Origin of the sequence: Micromonospora sp. TSRI0369 (genome assembly GCF_001905625.1) — a bacterium.
Taxonomy (GTDB): Bacteria; Actinomycetota; Actinomycetes; order Mycobacteriales; family Micromonosporaceae; genus Micromonospora; species Micromonospora echinospora_A.
In genome coordinates this window covers 188,410-203,995 of the sequence record NZ_LIVU01000008.1, presented here as the reverse complement: position 1 = coordinate 203,995, position 15,586 = coordinate 188,410, and the positions used below count along the sequence as shown (strand labels likewise).

Here is a 15,586-nt window from a genome sequence, read left to right as displayed (position 1 = left end):
CAGGGCGCCCTTGATTTGAACACGTTCAAGAGAGGCGACGGGGATGGACGTGAAGGTCTGGATGTACCTGGCCTATCTCGCGGTCAGCATCGGTCTGACCATGTGGGTGGCGCGGGCACTGTCCCGCAACGGGCTGGTGTTCCTGGAGGACGTGTTCGCCGACAGCCGGCTGGCCGGTGCGGTGAACAGTCTGCTGGTGGTCGGCTTCTACCTGCTCAACCTCGGCTACGTCACGGTGGCGATGAAGGAGTCCGATCCGGTCGGCGACACCAGCCAGGCGCTGGAGCAGCTCTCCATGAAGGTGGGCCTGGTCCTGCTGGTGCTGGGCGCGCTGCACTTCTTCAACGTCTTCGCGCTCGGCCGCTACCGGCGGGGCCGGCTCCGGCAGCAGGCCACCCACCCGCCGCTGCCGCCGGTCGGAATGCTCCCGCCGCAGGGCGGGCCGGTACCGGCGACCGGCCCGAACCCGCCGGCCCGGTGACGTCCGCCCCGGGCGGGCGCCCGTCGGATCCCACCGGGCACGGGGCCGGTGGGATCCGCGGGTTCACCGTCCTGTTCGACGCGGGCTGCCCGCTGTGCCAGGGCGCCCGGCGGTGGCTCGCCTCGCGGCCCCAGCTCGTACCCCTGGAGTTCGTGCCGGCCGGGTCCGCCGAGGCCCGGCGGCGCTTCCCCGGCCTGGACCACGACGCCACGCTGCGGGACCTGACAGTGGTGGCCGACACGGGCGCGGTCTACACCGGCGACGGCGCCTGGTTCGCCTGCCTCTGGGCGCTCGCCGAGCATCGGGGGACGGCCGAGCGGCTGGCCCGCCCGCACCTGCTGCCGCTGGCCCGGCGGGTGGTGGCGGCGGCCTCCGCGGTCCGCGAGCGGATCCGGGAACCGGGATACGGTGACGACGATGACCGAGCAGAGTGCGCCGACGACAGCTGCGGGTGGGCAGGGGTCGACGGCCCGGGGTGAGCAGACCCGCCAGCTGATCCTGGACACCGCGATGCGGCTGTTCCGCGAGCGCGGGTACGCGCGCACGACGATGCGCGCGGTCGCCCAGGAGGCCGGCGTGGCGGTGGGCAACGCCTACTACTACTTCGGCTCCAAGGAGCACCTGGTCCAGGAGTTCTACGCGGGCACCCAGCGGGAGCACCGGGCGGCCGCCGCGCCGGTGCTCGCCCGGGAGCGGGAGTTCGCCGCGCGACTGGCCGGGGTGCTGCACGCGGGCGTGGACGTGCTGAGCCCGTACCACGCGTTCGCGGGCGCCTTCTTCAAGACGGCGGCCGAGCCGACCTCGCCGCTCAGCCCGTTCTCCGCCGAGTCGTCGGAGCCCCGGGACATGTCGATCGCGCTGTTCCGCGAGGCCCTGGCCGGGTCCACCGCCAAGCTCGACGACGAGCTGCGCGCAGAACTGCCCGAGCTGCTCTGGCTCGGCTACATGGGCGTGGTGCTCTACTGGGTGCACGACCGCTCGGAGGGGCAGGTCAAGACCCGCCAGCTCATCGACGGCGTGGTGCCGCTCGTGGACCGGCTGGTGGGGCTGTCCCGGCTGCGCGTGCTGCGGCCGGTCACCCGGCAGGCACTCGCCCTCATCCACACGCTGCGTCACTGACCTCGACCGCGCACCTGCCAGCGATTTCGCAGGTTAGAGTCCGCAACCGGACAGCAACACACCCCTTGTTCACTGTCGGCGCTACACATAGCGTTACCGGTGTCGGGGCCTGGGGGAGAGCTGCGGACCGTGGATCCGGCCCGGGATCCACGGTCCGCGCCAGGCCGGTCGGCGGCGGACCCAGGCCGAATCAGCGGGGGAAGACGCCGAACCCGGTGAAGCCACGGTCCGGGAACCCGGCCGCCTCGGCCACCCGGGCCGAGGCGACGTTTCCGGGGTCGTGCAGGTAGGTGGGGATCGCTCCCTCGTCCAGCACCCGGCGGGCCGCCTGCGCGACCAGCCGCCGGGCCAGACCGCGCCCGCGCGCGGTCGGCACCGTGCCCACCGCCAGCTCGTGCCCGTACGCGTCGTGCCGCTTGATCCCCACCCCGGCCCGGTACGCGCCATCGGCGCCCCGGACCACGAGCACCTCCCGGTCGAACAGCCGCAGCCACGGCGGCAGCCCGGGCAGCGTGGGCGGCACCCACTCCCCCACCTCGGGCAGCGGCGCCGGGGCGGCGCACCAGCGGAAAACGGATGTGTGCGAGATGAAGTCGGGCGTGCCGACAGCCGCCGGGAGGGCGGGCAGCCACTCGCCGGGCGGCCCTCCCCGGACCAGCGCCCGGACCGCCTCCACCCGATCGACGGCGACCGAGAGGACGGTGCTGCCATGGGCGGTCACCGCGAGGGCCGGGCGCAGGCGGCCGTCCCAGGCCGGACGGGCGCGGCGGTGGGACCGCACCACGTGCAGTCCCGGGCCCGCCGGCCACTGTCCCAGCCAGGTCGCCAGATGGAGGAAGACCCGCCGGTCGAGCACGTGATCATGGTACGCCGGGTCGGACCGCCCATGCTCGCGTAATCAGCTGATCCCACGGGGATTGAGACGCTCGGCCGACGGGTAGTGGGGCGGCACGCCAGCGACGGATGACGATGTGTGTCCCGCCGGAGGCCGCAGGAATCTGACGCTTCACGGGAACCCAAGGCATCGATCTTGCGTCATATTCATTTCCATACATGGACAAGTTTCTCTGGGACGGTAGTGGTCATGCCTCACGAACCGAATGACCGATTCCAGCAGGACCCGGAGCGGAGCTGGCGGGCCGCCGGCGACGCCGGACGCTTCCCAGCGCAGCGGGCGTACCGCGAAGCCCGCGAGCGAGGGCTCTCCTGGGCCGAGCTGAACGCGCAACCAGCGGGCACCGCAGCCTGGCGTGGCTCGGCGACCGGCTGATGCACCAATATCACGCACTCTTTGGTGCGTGGATACAGCACATCTTGGTGTACGGTCAAAGGCATGACTCGCATCACGGTGGACGTGAACGATGAATGGCTGGAGTCCGCCCGCGAGGTGCTGGGCACCGACACCAAGGTCGCCACCATCAACGCCGCGCTGCACGCCTTCGCCGTCAGGCGGCAGGCGAAGGAGATCGTCGCCGCCTTCGATCAGGTCGAGATGGACTTCTCCGAGTCGAGCGAGGGGTGGCGTTACGGCGGTGGACGCGATCTGAGCCGGCTCACCGATGACGCCCGCGACGGCGAGGCTGCGGCCTGATGGCCGGCCAGGTCTACCTGGCGGACACGTCGGTTTATGTGCTTCAGGCTCGACACCAAGCCGTCCGGAAGCGCTTCGAGACGCTGCTGACAGAAGGACGCCTCGCCGCGTGCCAGATGACCTCGCTGGAATATCTGAACAACGCCCCCACACCCAAGGGATACGAGATCCTGTGGCAGGCGCTCCGGGGTCACCGCTGGCTGGATGTCACCGCCGAGGCGATGGACCGTGCCATGGCGGTGCACCGCCTACTGGCCGCCGAGAGCCAGCACCGCAATTTTCGGCTGCCTGATCTCATCATCGCGGCGACCGCCGAACTGCACGGCGCCACGGTGCTGCACTACGACGCCGACTACGACCGGATCGCTGCGCTCACCCACCAGCCCACCGAGTGGGTCGCCCCGAAAGGCAGCCTCTAGGAACGCGGGCGGCGACACACCGGCCGGCGGCGTCCCGGCCTTCGCACACCTGTGCGGTAGCGTCTTGTGGTCCGATTTCCGGCCTACGACAGGAGAAGCTCCGCGCATGGGCAAGAAGACGATCCACGTCTCCGACTTCACCGGCCAGGTGCTGAGCGCCGACGACGAGGTGGTCAAGGTCGTCGTACTGGAGCACCCGGACCTGGTCGCCGGGCCCGTGCAACTGGACGCCACCCCGGTCGACGTGGAGAGCATCGACGACGCGGCGCTGGACGTCGCAGTGGTCGAGATTCACGACCGGCACGGCGGCGGCGAGCCGCGCCGGGTGGTGCTGACCGCGAGCGAGTTCGACGCGATGGCCACCGACGTGCCGATGGCGCAGCTGCTGCGGACCGCCGAGCGGGTCAAGCCGCCCAAGGCACGCCGCGCCGCCGAGAAGATCGACTACGGCACCATCGAGCACGCCGGGCGACCACACCGCGGCCGTGTCACCGAGGAGGAGGCCCGACTGGTCCGGGAACGCCTGGACGAGGTGAACAAGCGGCTCGCCGACGCCGGCATCCGCCAGGTCGACCCCGCCGACCCGGAGCACGCCGCCCGCTACGGCTTCCCCACCGCCGGCTGAGACCCGCATGCCGGGCACGCGCCCCCGTGGCGCGTGCCCGGACCGGTGTCAGGCCCCTTTCCGGGTGATCTCGGCCAGCGCCGCCTCGAACGTCGACTCCAGCGCGTCCTTCCGCAGCCCGAGGCCGCTCAGCACACCGTCACCGCCCTCCTCCTCCAGCAGGGCGAGCAGGATGTGCTCCGTACCGATGTAGTTGTGTCCCATCCGCAGCGCCTCCCGGAACGTCAGCTCCAGGACTTTCTTGGCGCGCGCGTCGTAGGGGATCAGGTCCGGAACCGGGTCGGCCTTCGCCGGCAGCGTCGCGGTGACGACCTCCCGCAGCCGCTCCAGGGGTACGCCCCGAGCCACGATCGCGGCGGCGGCCAGCCCTTCCGGCTCGGCGAGCAGCCCGAGCGCGACGTGCCCCGGGGTGATCTCGGCGTTGCCGGCGGCCCGCGCCTCCTCCTGCGAGGCCAGCACGACGTTGCGGGCGCGCGGGGTGAACCGGTTGAACCCGGCGTTCGGGTCGAGCGCGGCGGCGGTCTCCGACTTGGCGGCGGAACGCTTCTGGGCGGCCTGCTTGCTCACGCCCATGCTGCGGCCGATCTCCGTCCACGAGGCGCCGGAGCGTCGCGCCTGGTCGACGAAGTGCCCGATGAGGTGGTCGGCGACGTCGCCCAGATGGTCGGCCACGAGGACCGCGTCGGCCAACTGGTCGAGCGCGCCGGTGTGCGCCTTCTTGATGCCTTCGATGAGGTCGTCGAGGCGTACCGGATGGGTCATCTTGTGCGGCTGAGTCTCCTCCATGCGTCAACCATAGGTTGACGAATGCGACGCCGTCAACCCTCGGTTGACGGCACGGCCCACATCGCGCGATGATCTCGGCCCCGGTAGGGTCGGTCGGGGTGAGCACCCATTCGACGCTGCTGTTCGTGCTCGCCGCCGTCGCGGTCGTCATCGCCGTACGGTGGGTGGCCTCCCGCACCGGCCTGCCTGCTGCCGCGCTCCTGCCCCTCATCGGCATCGCGTACGCGCTGCTCCCCGGCCCCAACATCGGCCTCGATCCCGACCTCGTGCTCATGGTCGTGCTGCCACCGTTGCTCTACAGTGCCGCGCTCGACTCGTCGCTGCTGGACATCCGCCGCAACCTGCGGATCGTGGTCAGCCTCTCCGTGGTGCTGGTGCTCCTCACCGGACTGCTCGTCGGCGTCGGGTTCCACCTGTTCGTCGCCGGCGCGACCCTGGCCGCAGGCATCGCGGTCGGCGCCGCCGTCGCCCCGCCCGACCCGGTCGCCGCCCTGGCCGTGGGCCGCCGGGTCAACCTGCCACCGAAGATGGTCACGATCATCCAAGGCGAAGGGCTGCTGAACGACGCCACCGCGCTGACCATGCTCAGCGTCGCGGTGGCCGCCGCCGTGGGCGGCGAGTTCTCGTTCCACGCCGCGGTCGGACAGTTCGTGCTCGCCGCAGCCGGTGGCATCGCGGTGGGCGTGGTCGTCGCCCGGGCCAAACGGCTGGTCCGGCCGCTCACCGCGGACCCGCTGCTGTCCAACGCGATCTCGCTCGCGACACCGTTCGTGGCGTACCTGCTCGGCGAGGCGCTGCACGTCTCCGGCGTGCTGGCCGTGGTCGTCGCCGGCCTGATCGTCGGCCACCAGACGCCCCAGTTCGGGTCCGGGGCCGCCCGCCTGCAGACCAACGCCGTGTGGCGGCTCGTCGACTTCCTCCTCGAAGGCTTCGTCTTCCTGCTCATCGGCCAGCAGCTCCCCGCCGTCATGCGGGGTCTGCGCCAGTACGACACGTCGACCATCGTCATCGCCGTCGCCGTGTCCGTCGGCGTGGTCCTGCTCCTGCGCCCGGCCTGGCTGATCCTGACCCAGTGGCTCCCCCGGTCGCTGCACACCCGGCTGGGCGGCGTCGCCGAACAGGACGACACCGACCCGCCCGGCGGGTCGCGGCGAGCCGGGCAAGCCGAGCGCAACGCCCGCGGGCTGACCGCACGCGAGGTGGTGGCGCTGAGCTGGTCCGGCACCCGGGGCGTGATCAGTCTGGCCGCCATCTTCACGCTGCCGCTCACCACAAACAGCGGAGACCCGTTCCCCGACCGCGACCTGCTGCTGTTCTGCACCTTCGTGGTCGTGCTGGTGACGCTGGTCGGGCAGGGCCTGACGTTCGCGCCGCTCGTGCGGATGCTCGGCCTGCGCGCCGACGAGGCCGACCAGGCCCGGGTACGCAACGAGGCCCGCTCCGCCGCCGTCGAGGCCGCCCTGGCCCGCCTCGACACCGTCGCCGCCGAGGAGCCGGACACGCGGGCGGCAGTCACCACCACCCGTGCCCAGTTGCTGACCCGGCTGGCCCGCTACCGAGGGCGGCTCGACCTGCTCCAGCAGAGCGGATCGTCGGAGCTGCCCACCTCACCCGAGTACGAGACGGCGCTGCGGGTCCACCGGACCGCGCTGGAGGCACAGCGCGAGGAGTTGCTGCGGTGGCGCGACTCCGGCCGGCTGCCGGACGAGGGACTGCGCGTGCTGGAACGCGAACTCGACCACGAGGAGCTGCTGCTGCCGAAGCGGGCGCCGAGCTGACCCTGGGCCCCGGCGCCCGCCGGCCCCCTCACAGCTGGCGCAGGATCACCGGATCCTTGATCTTCTTGTCGGCGGCCAGCAGCAACGCCTTGCTGATGATCTCGCCGAGCCGGCTGTCGCCCTCGAAGGGCAGGAACATCTCCGGCTCCTTCGCCTTCGCCGAGTCCGGGATGATGCACAGGTACCGCTCGTCCGGGGCGATCAGGATGTTGCCCGAGCCGCAGTGGATGCGGTACGTGTGCAGGTCGCCGCGTACCTCCAGGAACCTGTCGGTGAGCGTGCAGCGACCGGCGATCGCCAGTCGGGGGATCAGCTCCGCCAGCACGTCCCGGCGCGTCCGGCCGGTCGGGGTCAGCTTGCCGAAGCTGTTCTGCGCCCAGTAGTCGCGATACCGGCCCTCCGGCCCACCGTCGTACCAGTTCGGGTCGGCGCCCACCCCGGCCGCGGCCACGAACAGGTCGACGTCGCGCATCACCTCGCTCAGCACGACCGGCGGAACCTCCGCCAGCGGAACCGGCAGGCGCTCTCCCCGGATGAAGAACAGCTGGTCGGTCCCCATCGTGTCGAACACGAGGTCGTCGCCCCGGTCCTCGATCCCGGCGACACCCAGTTCGGCGCGCAGCCCCCAGTCCGGGAGGGCCAGCCAGGGCAGGTTGTAGGACGCCCCGTCGTTGCGGTGCTGGACGTACGACCAGCCGCGCCGGGACAGCAGCGCGTTGAGGCGGTGCTGGAGGACGACGTGCGCGGCGAACCGGTTGGAGTACACGCCAGTGGCCCGCTCCGCGTCGGTGAGCAGGTACTGCTCCCGGTGCGCCTGCTTGAACGGCTGGGTGATCGCGTGCCGGGTGAGGAAGTCCCGCCACGGCGCCACCGCGTCGGGGTCGAGCACCGGATGCCACAACCGGACCGTCGCGTCGTCGGCCGGCTCGAACACGGTGTCGTCCACCGTCCGCAGCGCCTCACCGGCCCAGCAGCAGGCGACTCCGTCGACGGTCCAGACGAGACGGCGGGCCAGCGTACGGGCCAGCGGATGGTCCAGGAACCGTTCGCGCCACTGCTCGACGGTCCACGAACGGTCACGCCGCAGGAGCCCTTCCAGCCGGTCGCGGGTGGCGACGAGCGTCGCGGATACGTCGGCGACAGTCGCCTTCAGCTCCTTCACCTCGTCGCCGTGATCCCTGCGCACCTGTGCCGGAGGTGTCTTGACCACCTTGCCGTCCGCGTTGCGCCACACCACTACCGCGTCGACACCGCGCACCTCCAGCTCGTACGAGCAGTCGCCCAGCTTGTCCACCAGCGGCAGCCCGAAGCCGGGCAGGGCCATCTCCTCGACGTCCTCCCGGCTGACACCGAGCGCCTCGCCGTGCCGCGTCAGCCCTTTCTCGACGAGTCGCAGCGTGCTCTTGTAGGTCAGCCGCGACGACAGCCGGGCCAGTTGGGCGAGGGCGGCGGGGTGATCGGTGCCGACGAGCGCCGCGACCGCGACGTTCGCCAGCTTCGGGCTCGCCGGACCGTGCCCGGGGATCTTGCGGGCGGCCCGTTCCGCGATCTGGCCGAGGCTGCGCAGCGTCTCCTCGGACGGCTGGCACATCGCCCGCATCCAGATCAGCCCCCACAGCAGCCCGACGTTGTAGCGGTCGATCGTCCGCGGCGGAACATCAGCGATGTGGCCGGGACAGCACGTGGTCATGCGCAGCGGCAGGGTGCGCGCCTGCCCCACGAGTGGGAGCCAGTCGTCGAGCCGGGCGGTGAACTCGTCGACGCCCACCGCGTCGAGCAGCGACCGGGCCTGCTTGCGCCAGCCCGCCGTCGGCTTCGCCTTGTCCGCCTCGACCGGACAGTGGGCCAGCAGCGCCTGCCACGCGGACCGGCGGCCCTCCGGCATCGCCTCGATGTCCGCGACGGCGCGGTCGGCCCACTGCTCACCGACGTTGGGGATCGGCCACATCCGGTGGGCCTCGTCGCTGATGTCGCTCAGCGGACGTTCGATCCGGGTCCGGCGCCAGGTCGCCAGCGCCGCCGGGTTCACCCGCCCCGCCGCCGCCTCCGCCTGGATGGACTCCCAGGTGAACCGAATGAGATGCGTACTCCAGCCACCGAAGCCCAACCAGGCCTGGCCGCCCAGCCGGTCCAGCCAGGCCGCGCCGTCGAGTCCGCCGCCGGAGCGCACGGCACGGATCAGCGTGCCCTGCCCGTTGTGGTCCTCCCCCGGCACCGTCATTGCGTCGAACACCACCTGGCGTACCGGCGCCGGTTGTGCGGCAAGGAGTTCCTCCGCCCGGCGCCACGCCTCGCCCCGGGCCCGGTCCCACGGGCTCTCGTGCCGGTGCGGTCGCCGCGGCAGATGGCCGACCGCTGTCAGCGCGGCGGCGGCACGGCGGTCGTGATCCGCGTCGTCACCGGCCAGGTCGGCCACGGCCGCGGCGACCGACTCGGCCTGCCGCGTGGCCTCCGACAGCAGCTCGACCTGCGGCGGAGCGGGATCGTAAGGGCCGTGCGCGTCGTTGAGCGCGGCGAGCAGCGCCGGAACCCTGCCGGCCGGCGCCCAGCCGCACACCGTCACCACCCGGTCGACGAAACTCTGTCGAGAGTGCTCGTTGAAGGTCTGGTCGTTGCGCTCGCACCAGCCCCTGACGGTGGTGACGATGTCGCGCAGTGCCGGCTCCGGGTCGTACGTGTCCATCAGCCACCCACCAGCGGGACGAGCTTGAGAAAGTTGACCCGGGCACCCGCGTGCAGGCGGACCTTCTCGTCCAGCTCGGTCACCTGACGGTCGTCGACGAGCACCACGAAACCGTTGCGGCCGAACGCGTCGAGGGCCATCCGCGTCCGCTCCTCGGGGTCGGCGTCCGCGCCGGACTCGGCGACCTCGAGGAACACCCGACGGCGGATCAGCTCGTCGAGACGTACCGTCTCCTCGAAGACCTCCATGGTCCACGCGGGTCCGCTCGGCGCTCCGACGACCTCGTCGGTGACTGTGATCAATGGCATGGCGGAGAACGTAGTCCAGCCGTCCGACACCGCACGCACTTTGTGTGACCCGGCCACGTACCGGACAGTCTCCACGGGTGTACGAGATCATTCCGTGAAGGCGAGGTTGTGAGCGTGTCCTCTCACGCGTACCCGAGCAGGGCCGACATGTCGGCGGTGGTGGACGCGGCTCGCCGCGGCGACCGGGCGGCGATGGACGAGCTGGTCTCGCACTGTCTGCCGCTGGTCTACAACATCGTGGGCCGGGCCCTGAACCGGTCGGCCGACGTCGACGACGTGGTGCAGAACGCGATGGTGAACGTCGTGCGAGGGCTGCCGGGCCTCCGCGATCCGCGGTCGTTCCGGTCGTGGCTGGTCGCCGTCACCATGAACGAGATCCGCTCCCACACGCAGCGCCGGCCCACCACGCCGGCGCCACCGGAGGACATCGACAACGTGATCGACCCGGGTTCGGACTTCGAGGACCTGACCCTGACCCAGCTCCGCCTCTCCGACCAGCGCCGCGAGGTCGTGCTGGCCACGCGCTGGCTGGACGACGACCACCGCCACCTGCTGTCCCTGTGGTGGCTGGTCGAGGCCGGTCACCTCACCCGCGCCGACCTGGTCGACGCCCTGCGCCTGGAGCCACACCACGTGACCGTGCGGGTGTCCCGGATGAAGGCGCAACTGGACACCGCCCGGCTGGTGGTACGGGCCCTCACCGCCCGGCCCGGTTGCGCCGGCCTGCGCGACACCGCGTCGGGCTGGAACGGTCAGCCGGCGCCGCTGTGGCGCAAGCGGTTCGCGCGGCACCTCCGGGACTGCGCGCACTGCCCGGACGCGGCATCCGACCTGGTCCCCGCCGAGCGGCTGCTCGCCGGCCTGGCGCTCACGCCGCCCCCGGCCGCACTCGCCTCGGACGTCACGCACAACCTGCGCACCGTCGCCGGGTCTCAGGCCGCTCCGCCCGGCGCACACACCGTCGCCGCCGGAGCGCGGTCGGGACTCTCGTTTTCCAAGACGCTTGTCGGCGTCGTCGCCGCCGTCGCGGTGGCCGGAGGCGGCGCGCTCGTCCTCGCCAACTACCCGAGCGAGCCGAAACCGCGGCCGGCGAGCGCGGCAGCCGCGCAGCCCTCGGCCGCGACCGCCACACCGGCGCTCACGCCCTCGCCGACCTCGGTGGAGCCGTACCCGACTGCGGTGGAGCCGTCGCCGACCACCGCGCGCCCGAGCCCCGCCAAGTCGGTGAAGCCGTCCAAGTCACCGAAGCCGACCCCGTCGCCCTCCAGGTCCGCCGCCACGTCGACCGACCTGTCCGCCGCGGAACGGCGGCTGCTGGTGCTGCTCAACGAGCGGCGTCGCGCGCTAGGGCTGACCGAGGTCAAGCTCGGTACGGCGCAGCACCGGGAGGCGGAGTCCTGCGTACGTAAGAACCTGAACGCGAGCGGCCTGCAGCACTGCGGGCACGAGGTGCTGTTCGCCTCGTCGGGCAACTCCTCGCCGGAGCAGATGATCGAGGCCTGGTTCAACAGTCCGGGCCACAAGACGGCGCTGACGTACGCCAGTTCCAGCTTCGCCGGCCCGGCGATCGTGTTCAACGGCAGCCGCCAGGTCGCCGCCATCAACATCGACTACTGAGGCGGTCGCTACGCTCCCCCGGTGACGCACGAGAAGGAGATCGTCGAGCCGGTCGACCTGTGCATGCCGGACGGGCGGCTCAACCCCGCAGCGGTCGGCTGGACCCGCCGGCCGCTGCACCGGGCGAACCTGCGCGGCTGGGGTAGGACCAAGCGCTGGGAGTACTGGGGGATCGTGACGCCGACCCACATCGCCGGCCTCGTCGCGTCGTCGCTGGACTACGCCGGGGTGCACGGCGTCTACGTGCTCGACCGCGCCACGAAAATCGAGACCAGCAAGGATGTCGTGGTCCCGTTCGCCCGTGGCGTCGTCATGCCGCCGGTCAGCGGCGCGGGCGCCGTGTGCGCACGCGGAGGCGGCCTGTCGATCGACATCGACCAGACCGCCGAGGGCAGCACGATCCGCGCCACCGCACCAGGCATCGAGATCGACCTCGTGGTGCCGCTCCCGCCCGGCCACGAGTCGCTCGGCGTCGTGGTCCCGTGGAGCACGCGCCGGTTCCAGTACACGGTCAAGGACGTCGGGCGCCCGGTGCGCGGCTCGCTACGGGTCGACGGCACGACGCACGTCGTGGACGAGCGGGACTCGTTCGCCGTGCTCGACCACGGCCGGGGCAAGTGGCCGTACGCGATCACGTGGAACTGGGCGGCGGGCAGCGGACCGGACGTGTCGATCCAGCTCGGCGGCAAGTGGACCGACGGCACCGGCTCAACCGAGAACGCGCTGTTCGTCGGCGGCCGGCTGCACAAGCTCGGCGCCGAACTGCGCTGGAGCTACGACCGCCACGACTGGCTGCGGCCGTGGCGGATCAGCGGTGAGCGGGTCGATGTGGAGTTCCACCCGTTCCACGAGAAGGTATCCCGCACCAACCTCGGCGTCGTGGCCAGCGAGACCCACCAGTGCTTCGGGCACTTCTCCGGCTGGGCCCAGGCGGACGACGGCGAGCGGGTGGCTCTGGACGGCCTGGTCGGCTGGGCGGAGGAAGCTCAGAACCGCTGGTGACGCAGCCGCTCGTTGACCTGCCGGACCACTTCCTCGGGAAGCTTGACCACGCGCCGGTCGTAGGTGAGCAGACCGTTCAGCTCGTCCTCCACGTCGGACAGCTGGGTGTAGACGGTCGCGCTCAGACCGGCCCGGATCGCGGGCACGATCTGCTCGGTGTGCAGCCGCGTGAACGCCTCCGCCAGGTCCTCGGCACTCCGGTACCGCCGGTAGCCAAAATCCTTGCGGCTGAAGGCGTGCCCGTCGACGCGCAGGTTGTAGCCGCCGTACTCGGACAGCACCAGCACCCGGCGGTCGCCGCGTCGCCGCGGCACCCGGAAGCGGCGGAAGTAGACGTGCAGGCTGCGCAGGTCGCCGCCGCCCTGGTCGTGCCAGCCGCTGGCGTGGTCGACCGTACGGGTGCTGTCGAGTTCGGCGACATCGCGGGCGATCCGGGCCGCGTCGAACTGCCCCCAGCCCTCGTTGAAGGGCACCCACACGGCGAGGCTCACCACGTTGCGCAGGTGCTCGACGGTGTCGCGCAGTTCGGCCCGGAACCGGTCCCGTCCGCCGGCGTCGGCGCGGCCGAACCAGCGCCGCCACCGGCCCCGGTCGGGCAGCCGCAACGGCGTCACCGCCGGCGCGGTGACGACCAGCGGGTGGTAACCGCTGCCGCCGTTGACCATGTCCTGCCAGACCAGCATCCCCAGCCGGTCGCAGTGGTGATACCAGCGCAGCGGCTCGATTTTGATGTGCTTGCGCAGCATGGTGAACCCGAGCCGCTTCATGGTGGCGATGTCGGCGATCATCGCCTCGTCGGAGGGTGCCGTGTACATGCCGTCCGACCAGTAGCCCTGATCGAGGATCCCGGCGTGGAAGTACGGCCGGCCGTTGAGCAGCAGCCGGGGCACGCCGTCCCCGTCCAGCCCGACACCGAACGAGCGCATGCCGAAATAGCTGCGTACCCGGTCCGCGCCCAACTCGGCGGTCACGTCGTAGAGGAACGGATCCTCGGGGCTCCACTGCCGTACCTCGGGGATCGGGATGCGCACTGCCACGCCAACCGGCGCGGTGGCCTCGGCCACCGCGATCCCGTCGGCCAGGATCCGGATGCCGGCGTCGCCGGCATCCGCCGTCGCGTGCGCTGTCACCTCGACGCACCGCTCGTCGAGGAGCGGCGTCAGGGTGAGGCTCCGCAGGTGTACGGCGGGCACGCTCTCGACCCACACCGTCTGCCAGATCCCGGACTGGGCGGTGTACCAGATGCCGCCGCGGCGCAGCCGCTGCTTGCCCCGGGAGTGGTGGCCGGTGTCGCTGTCGTCCTGGACCGCCACGACCAGGACGTTGGCGTCCTCGCCGAGCGCGTCGGTGATGTCGCAGGTGAACGGCAGATACCCGCCGGTATGGCCGCCGACCGCAACCCCGTTCAGGTAGACCTGGCAGGTCTGGTCGACCGCGCCGAAGTGCAGCAGCAACCGCGAGCCGGCAGCGTGGAAGCCCACCGGGAGGGTCAGCGGACGGCGGTACCAGAGTGTCTCGCCCGGCTGGAGCTGTCGCCCGACGCCGGAGAGCACGGACTCCGGGGAGAACGGCACGATGATCTCGCCGTCGTAGCGTTCCGGCTCGGCGGGGGAACCGGTGATCGCGTACTCCCACCGGCCGTTGAGGTTGAGATAGCTGTCCCGGGCGAACTGCGGGCGGGGATACTCGGGCAGGACACGCTCCGCGTCGAGAGTGGCACCCCACGGGGTCAGCAGCGTCATGGCCGGGCCTCCTGCTCCCGCCGCCGCAGCGCCACGGCCGGCACCGCGATGAGGACCAGCACTGCGAGCGCCATGAGGAAGATGCCCGGCGTCGGAACCTGCTTCACCACGCCGAGATCCTCGTAGACCTCGCCGGCGCCGGTGATCACGGCAGCGCCGAGGTACGGACCGATGAGCATCGGCACGAGGATGGCGAAGACCATCCGCAGCCCTTGGACATGGCCGGCCCGGTCGGGTGGTGAGTAGTCGCGCACGATGGCGCCGATCGGGGCGAGGACGAGCATGAAGCCCGACATCATCACGACCCCGGCGGCGATCACGGGGACCATGCCGCGGGCGAAGAACATCAGCGCCAGGCCGGCGCCGTACACCACTACCGCCGGCAGGAGGAAGCGCACCTTGCCGACGCGGTCGATGAGCCGCCCGCCGACCACGCTGACTGCCGACGCCGTGACGAGGACGACGGCCAGGACGATCGCGTACCCCTCGATCCGCAGGTACCGCTGCAGGTAGATGATCAGATACGGCAGGAACACCTGCGTGGAGATCCCCCAGATCGACCAGGCCGCCAGGGCGAGGTAGAGCCCCGGGTTGGCCCGGACGGCGGCCGGGCGCAAACCGTGGACGACGGCGCGCAGGTAGCCGCCCTCGTGCCGGACGAGTGACGGGCTGTCCTCGACCAGGAACCAGGCCAGCAGACCGGCGACGGCCATGATCGCGCCGATGACCACGAAGAACAGTCGCCAGTTCCCGGCGCGGGCCAGCCCGTCGAACCCGCCGAAGATCACCAGCATCGAGACCAGCGGCATGATGGCGAGCACCGACTCGACCCGGCCACGGTTGGCCGGCTCGGTCACGTCGGTGACCCACGCCTGGAACGCCGCGTCGTTGGCCCCGGAGCCGAGGAAGGACATCAGGCAGTCGAGGGTGATGACCGCGATCGCCGTGACCAGCACGACGTTCGCGACGGGCGCGATGTCCTCCACGAAACCCACTGTCAAAAAGCCGAAGGCGGCGGTGGAGACGCCCCACAGCAGGTAGCCGCCCGCGATGAACGACCGGCGCCGCCCGGTCCGGTCGGAGAGGGCCCCGAGCAGCAGGGTGGCGACGGTGGCGGTCACGGCGCTGGCGGCGACCATCGTGGCGATCGCGTTGGGATCGTCGGTGATCGTGTCGTACACGAACAGGTTCAGGTAGATGTTCTCGATGGTCCAGGCCATCTGCCCGACGAGCCCGAGCACGATCAGCGCGGTCCAGGTGCGGGGGCGCAGGCCGGCTGGACCGGCCGACGTGGCCGGGGTGAGCACGCTCCGGGTGGCGGACACGACGGCCTCCTTCGACGGGTCAGAATATGATCCGTCCCGTCCGGCCGTCGATGGGTTCGGGGTCGGCCAGGCTGCCGCGTCCGAGCGGGCACGACGAAAAGACCCTGGTA

At 71.5% G+C, this 15,586-nt stretch carries 16 protein-coding genes; 10 read left to right on the top strand and 6 right to left on the bottom strand.

All coding sequences use genetic code 11. The annotated features are described in order from the left end of the window. The first annotated feature begins 43 nt into the window (after positions 1–43). The 3 genes from AMK25_RS25260 to AMK25_RS25250 are packed head-to-tail and all read left to right on the top strand — an operon-like array spanning position 44 to position 1,600. Positions 44–481 carry a hypothetical protein gene (locus AMK25_RS25260; protein WP_073830869.1) on the top strand — a complete coding sequence of 146 codons (438 nt, stop codon included), beginning with the start codon at positions 44–46 and terminating at the stop codon, positions 479–481. After that, the gene (locus tag AMK25_RS25255; protein WP_073830868.1) at positions 478–960 is read left to right on the top strand and encodes a thiol-disulfide oxidoreductase DCC family protein; all 483 of its coding nucleotides are present in this window, start codon (positions 478–480) and stop codon (positions 958–960) included. Before AMK25_RS25260 ends, AMK25_RS25255 begins: the two co-directional genes overlap by 4 nt. Continuing rightward, positions 899–1,600 (top strand): TetR/AcrR family transcriptional regulator, encoded by a 702-nt coding sequence (locus AMK25_RS25250; protein WP_073830867.1) that lies wholly within the window; start codon positions 899–901, stop codon positions 1,598–1,600. Before AMK25_RS25255 ends, AMK25_RS25250 begins: the two co-directional genes overlap by 62 nt. A gap of 190 nt (positions 1,601–1,790) precedes the next feature. Here the strand turns inward: AMK25_RS25250 and AMK25_RS25245 are convergent, their stop codons facing one another. Next, the gene (locus tag AMK25_RS25245) at positions 1,791–2,456 is read right to left on the bottom strand and encodes a GNAT family N-acetyltransferase (protein ID WP_073830866.1); all 666 of its coding nucleotides are present in this window, start codon (positions 2,454–2,456) and stop codon (positions 1,791–1,793) included. A 228-nt stretch (positions 2,457–2,684) separates the two neighbouring features. Between AMK25_RS25245 and AMK25_RS25240 the strand changes: the two genes are divergently transcribed. From AMK25_RS25240 to AMK25_RS25225, 4 genes are all read left to right on the top strand, one after another. Further along, positions 2,685–2,870: a DNA repair protein gene (locus AMK25_RS25240; RefSeq protein WP_073830903.1), complete on the top strand. Its 186-nt coding sequence runs from the start codon at positions 2,685–2,687 to the stop codon at positions 2,868–2,870. A gap of 63 nt (positions 2,871–2,933) precedes the next feature. After that, entirely contained in the window at positions 2,934–3,191 is a 258-nt protein-coding gene (locus AMK25_RS25235) for a type II toxin-antitoxin system VapB family antitoxin (RefSeq protein WP_073830865.1), read from the top strand. Continuing rightward, entirely contained in the window at positions 3,191–3,610 is a 420-nt protein-coding gene (locus AMK25_RS25230) for a PIN domain nuclease (protein WP_073830864.1), read from the top strand. The genes AMK25_RS25235 and AMK25_RS25230 overlap by 1 nt, the downstream gene beginning before the upstream one ends. Before the next feature lie 106 nt (positions 3,611–3,716). Beyond that, a complete protein-coding gene (locus AMK25_RS25225) occupies positions 3,717–4,235 on the top strand; it encodes a hypothetical protein (RefSeq protein ID WP_073830863.1) in 519 nt (172 codons plus the stop codon). 48 nt (positions 4,236–4,283) lie between these two features. On the opposite strand, the gene AMK25_RS25220 is transcribed toward AMK25_RS25225, so the two are convergent. Then, positions 4,284–5,021, bottom strand: coding sequence for a Clp protease N-terminal domain-containing protein (locus tag AMK25_RS25220; protein ID WP_073830862.1), 738 nt, complete (start codon positions 5,019–5,021; stop codon positions 4,284–4,286). A gap of 68 nt (positions 5,022–5,089) precedes the next feature. On the opposite strand from AMK25_RS25220, the gene AMK25_RS25215 reads away from it, so the two are divergent. Further along, positions 5,090–6,799, top strand: a complete 1,710-nt coding sequence (locus AMK25_RS25215) for a Na+/H+ antiporter (protein WP_073830861.1) — start codon at positions 5,090–5,092, stop codon at positions 6,797–6,799. 28 nt (positions 6,800–6,827) lie between these two features. Here the strand turns inward: AMK25_RS25215 and AMK25_RS25210 are convergent, their stop codons facing one another. Both AMK25_RS25210 and AMK25_RS25205 read right to left on the bottom strand, forming a co-directional pair. Beyond that, positions 6,828–9,482, bottom strand: a complete 2,655-nt coding sequence (locus AMK25_RS25210; protein ID WP_073830860.1) for a DUF4132 domain-containing protein — start codon at positions 9,480–9,482, stop codon at positions 6,828–6,830. After that, on the bottom strand, positions 9,482–9,790 hold the full coding sequence (locus AMK25_RS25205; RefSeq protein ID WP_241826483.1) for a hypothetical protein: 309 nt from the start codon (positions 9,788–9,790) through the stop codon (positions 9,482–9,484). Before AMK25_RS25205 ends, AMK25_RS25210 begins: the two co-directional genes overlap by 1 nt. A 114-nt stretch (positions 9,791–9,904) precedes the next feature. On the opposite strand from AMK25_RS25205, the gene AMK25_RS25200 reads away from it, so the two are divergent. Together AMK25_RS25200 and AMK25_RS25195 are read left to right on the top strand one after the other, a co-directional pair. Beyond that, a complete protein-coding gene (locus AMK25_RS25200; RefSeq protein ID WP_241826482.1) occupies positions 9,905–11,407 on the top strand; it encodes a sigma-70 family RNA polymerase sigma factor in 1,503 nt (500 codons plus the stop codon). A gap of 21 nt (positions 11,408–11,428) precedes the next feature. Continuing rightward, positions 11,429–12,409, top strand: coding sequence for a DUF2804 domain-containing protein (locus AMK25_RS25195; protein WP_073830858.1), 981 nt, complete (start codon positions 11,429–11,431; stop codon positions 12,407–12,409). Here the strand turns inward: AMK25_RS25195 and AMK25_RS25190 are convergent. Next, entirely contained in the window at positions 12,394–14,151 is a 1,758-nt protein-coding gene (locus tag AMK25_RS25190) for a glycoside hydrolase family 2 protein (RefSeq protein WP_073830857.1), read from the bottom strand. The two genes, AMK25_RS25195 and AMK25_RS25190, sit on opposite strands and share 16 nt — an antisense overlap. Beyond that, on the bottom strand, positions 14,148–15,476 hold the full coding sequence (locus AMK25_RS25185; RefSeq protein WP_073830856.1) for an MFS transporter: 1,329 nt from the start codon (positions 15,474–15,476) through the stop codon (positions 14,148–14,150). The genes AMK25_RS25190 and AMK25_RS25185 overlap by 4 nt, the downstream gene beginning before the upstream one ends. Positions 15,477–15,586: the final 110 nt, after the last annotated feature.